At 66.0% G+C, this 3,887-nt stretch carries 3 protein-coding genes and 1 pseudogene; all 4 read right to left on the bottom strand.

Annotated elements, in window-relative coordinates; translation table 11 throughout:
- The coding region (locus tag EOA36_RS29920; RefSeq protein ID WP_189553427.1) for a septation protein IspZ at positions 1–432 on the bottom strand (432 nt) is incomplete at its 3' end.
- Positions 433–489: 57 nt separating this feature from the next.
- A complete protein-coding gene (gene ftsY, locus EOA36_RS29915; RefSeq protein WP_127280562.1) occupies positions 490–2,403 on the bottom strand; it encodes a signal recognition particle-docking protein FtsY in 1,914 nt (637 codons plus the stop codon).
- Positions 2,404–2,416: 13 nt separating this feature from the next.
- Complete coding sequence (gene mtaB, locus EOA36_RS29910) at positions 2,417–3,742, bottom strand: tRNA (N(6)-L-threonylcarbamoyladenosine(37)-C(2))-methylthiotransferase MtaB (RefSeq protein WP_127280561.1); 1,326 nt, start codon at positions 3,740–3,742, stop codon at positions 2,417–2,419.
- Positions 3,742–3,887 (bottom strand): annotated as a pseudogene (locus EOA36_RS29905) (diaminopimelate epimerase); the annotation flags it as partial. The gene mtaB and the pseudogene EOA36_RS29905, both read right to left, overlap by 1 nt.

Here is a 3,887-nt window from a genome sequence, read left to right as displayed (position 1 = left end):
CTCGAAGACATAGCCGAGCAGCGAGCGGCCGAAATACAGGCCGCCGAGCAGCACGCCGCCGAACAGCGTGTTGACGATGGTCGGCTTCATCTTGATGAAGATGTCGTCCTGCAGATAGAGCGTCAGCGCGCCGAAGATGAAAACGACGACGCCCGACACCATCGGCATGATCGGCAAGGTGCGGGTCAGCAGCCATGAGGCGATCAACGCGATCGCGGTCGCGGCCATGAACAGGCCGGTGGCGACGAAGATCGGACCGCCGAATTCGGCCAGCACGGGAAATTTCTGCGTCAGCCACTCGCCGCGCGCATTGGCGAAGAAAAAGACGAGCAGCGGCCCCAGCTCCAGCGCCAGCTTGAGCAGGGGGTTGATGCCTTCCTTCTTCTCTTTCTGCGGGTCGGACGGATCGCGTTCGAGAATGGGTGGGTTCATGGTTTCCTTCTTACGCACGATCCAATCCGGAAGCCTCACTTCCGGCATCGTGCCTGTTCAAGCCACTCCAGCGATCGCCCTGGCGAATTCGCTTGCGGAAAACGGTTCGAGGTCGTCGACTTGCTCGCCGACGCCGATGAAATAGACCGGCAATTTATGCTTTGCCGCGATCGCCACCAGAATACCGCCGCGCGCGGTCCCGTCCAGCTTGGTCATCACCAGGCCGTTGACGCCGGCGACATTGCGGAAGATCTCGACCTGGTTGAGCGCGTTCTGGCCGGTGGTGGCGTCGACCGTCTGCAGCACGGTGTGAGGCGCTTCCGGGTCGAGCTTGCCAAGCACGCGAACGATCTTTTCCAGCTCGGCCATCAGTTCGGTCTTGTTCTGCAGCCGGCCGGCAGTGTCGATGATCAGCACGTCGGAGCCCGCCTCCTTCGCCTTCTCGAAGGCGTCGTAGGCAAGGCCGGCGGCATCGGCGCCGAGCTCGGAGGCAATGACGGGCGATTTCGTGCGTTCGCCCCAGATCTTCAACTGTTCGATGGCGGCGGCGCGGAACGTGTCGCCGGCGGCCAGCATCACCGACAGGCCGCCATCGGTCAGCTTGGCGGCGAGCTTGCCGATGGTCGTGGTCTTGCCGGTGCCGTTGACGCCGACCACCAGGATGACATGCGGCTTGTGCGAGAGATCGAGCTCGAGCGATTTTGCGACCGGGGCGAGCACCTTCTCCACCTCGGCCGCCATGACGGCGCGCACTTCGGTATCGGAAACATCCTTGCCGTAGCGGCTTGAGGCCAGTGAATCGGTGACGCGCAGCGCCGTTTCCACGCCAAGATCGGCGCGGATCAGCACGTCCTCCAGGTCCTGCAGCGTCTCCTCGTCCAGCTTGCGCTTGGTGAAAACGCCGGCAATGTTGCCGGTCAGCTCGCGCGACGACCGGGCAAGTCCGTCCCGCATGCGCTGGAACCAGGACCGCCTCGGCGCCGGCTCGGGCGCCTTCTGCACTTCGGCCTTCTGCTCGACCTTCTTGGCAACCGTCACCTTGCCGGTAGCGGGGGCAGGCTGTGGAATGGGTTGCGGTTCAGGCGCGACCTCGGCAATGACCGGCTGGGCTTCGACGGGTGCCGGCTGGCGAATGGGCGGGGCGATTTCCGCTGGTGGAGCGGTCTCTATCGGGGATGGGATAATTTCCGCAGGCTGGCGCTGCCCCTCACCCTTACCCTCTCCGCGTGAAGGACGGGGAGAGGGGGGCGTCAGCGTCGAGCTTTTTTGTTTGATGTCGCCAGGAGGGGCGCCGGCCCCGATGTCAGCCCCCTTCTCCCCGTCCCTATACGGGGAGAAGGTGCCGGCAGGCGGATGAGGGGCTGCGCCGGCCTCAGAAGTCGGCTGCTCGGAGGCGGCCGTCGACTGAGGGGCCTCAACCGGCGACGCCGGCGGCACTTCGACCGGTGTGGGCATGTCGACCGGCACTTCGACCGGAGGCGTCGGCACTTCGACGGGCGCGGGTTCCGGTTGCCTCTCCGGACGCGATGGAACGATCTCGGGCTCCGATGGCGCGGGCGGAATCTCCCGCGGCCGCGGTTCGGGCGTGGGCTGCGGAACGACGGGTGGCTTCGGCACCTCTTCGGGCGCCAGTGGTTCAGGCGTCTGGGGCGGGGCTGCCGGTTTCTCTTCCGGCGCAGGCTCCGGCTGCCGTTCCGGTTCTGACGGAACGGTAGGCTCCGGCGGGGGCGGAATGGTGGGGACAGGTTCGGGCTTGGGCTCCTCGGGCTCCGGTCCAGGCGCGGCCGCCGGCGCGGCTTCCGCCACAGCCTCCTCCCGCTTCAAAAACTCCGGCACGGCCTGCTCGGCCGCCGGCTTCAGCGCGTCGAGCTGATCCCATTTGATCGGCGGGAGGGGGGCGGTCTCGTCGATGCGCTCCTCGACGACCTCCTTCTTGCCGAACGAGAATATCTTCTTGAAAAAACCAGCCATGCTTTTGCGTTTCTCAGGCGGCGCGGGCGGCAAGGGGAGCGGCTGTCAGCCGCGCGCCATCGTGGCCGGTTATTTCAGCTTCGACGATCTCTCCCGGCGCGCCGGTGGCGAGTGCGGCAAGCGTGAACCCTTCGGTGCGGCCAAGGCCGTCGCGCTCGATCAGGATCGACTGGCGGCTATCGGCGAGCGAAGACAGATGCCGCTGGTAGGCGGCTTCGCCGGCTGCGCGCAGCCGGGCGGCGCGCTGCTTGACCAGCTCGCGGCGAACCTGCGGCATGCGCGCGGCGGGAGTGCCTTCGCGCGGTGAAAACGGGAAGACGTGAAGATGGGTTAGGCCGCATTCCTCGACGATTTTTTCGGAATTCTCGAACATGGCGTCGGTCTCGGTCGGGAAGCCGGCGATGATGTCGGCGCCGAAAACAATGCCGGGACGCAGCTTGCGCACATCCTCGCAAAAGCGGATCGACTGGTCGCGCAGATGCCTTCGCTTCATGCGCTTCAGGATCATGTCGTCGCCAGACTGCAGCGACAGATGCAGATGCGGCATCAGCCGCGGCTCGGTGGCGATGGCGTCGAGCAAGTCCTCGTCGGCCTCGATCGAGTCGATCGAGGACAGCCTGAGCCGCTTTACATCGGACACCTGCCTGAGGATGGTCTTCACAAGCTTGCCGAGCTTCGGCACACCAGGCAGGTCGGCGCCGAAAGACGTCATGTCGACGCCGGTCAGCACGATCTCGGCATAGCCGTTGCCGGCCAAGCGCTTGACCTGCTCGACCACGGCGCCCATCGGCACCGAGCGCGAATTGCCGCGGCCATAGGGGATGATGCAGAAGGTGCAGCGGTGGTCGCAGCCGTTCTGCACCTGCACGAAGGCACGTGCCCGGCCCTCGATGGCGTCGACCATGTGGCCGGCGGTTTCGCGCACCGAGAAGATGTCGTTGACGCGCGCCTTCTCGGTGTCGTTGACGCCGAAATCGGGCAGCGCGCGATAGGAATTCGCCTTGAGCTTTTCCTCATTGCCAAGCACGAGATCGACCTCGTCCATGGCGGCGAATTTTTCGGGCTCGGTCTGCGCGGCGCAGCCGGTGACGATGATGCGCGCGGCCGGGTTGTCGCGGCGCGCCTTGCGGATCGCCTGCCTGGCCTGGCGCACCGCTTCGCCGGTGACGGCACAGGTGTTGAAGATGACGGCGCCGCCGTCGAGCGCGCCGAGGCCCGCGCTTTCGGCCTCGCGCCGCATCACCTCGGACTCATAGGTATTGAGACGGCAGCCGAAGGTCACCACGTCGATGCGGCCGGGCTGCTTCGCCACGTCGACGCCTTTGGCAAGAGCGGACATCAGGCCGCGCTTTCGGTGTCGCGGGCCCATTGTCCGGTCGACGGATCGAAGCTGCCGGAAAATTCCCATTCGGCCGCCCCGGTCAGGATGACGTGGTCGTCATCGCGCCATTCGACATGCAGCGTGCCGCCGCCAGGCGTCAACC

Origin of the sequence: Mesorhizobium sp. M8A.F.Ca.ET.021.01.1.1, assembly GCF_003998025.1 — a bacterium.
GTDB lineage: Bacteria > Pseudomonadota > Alphaproteobacteria > Rhizobiales > Rhizobiaceae > Mesorhizobium.
Note: the sequence above shows the minus strand (reverse complement) of the source record. Positions and strands in the feature narration are given on the sequence as shown.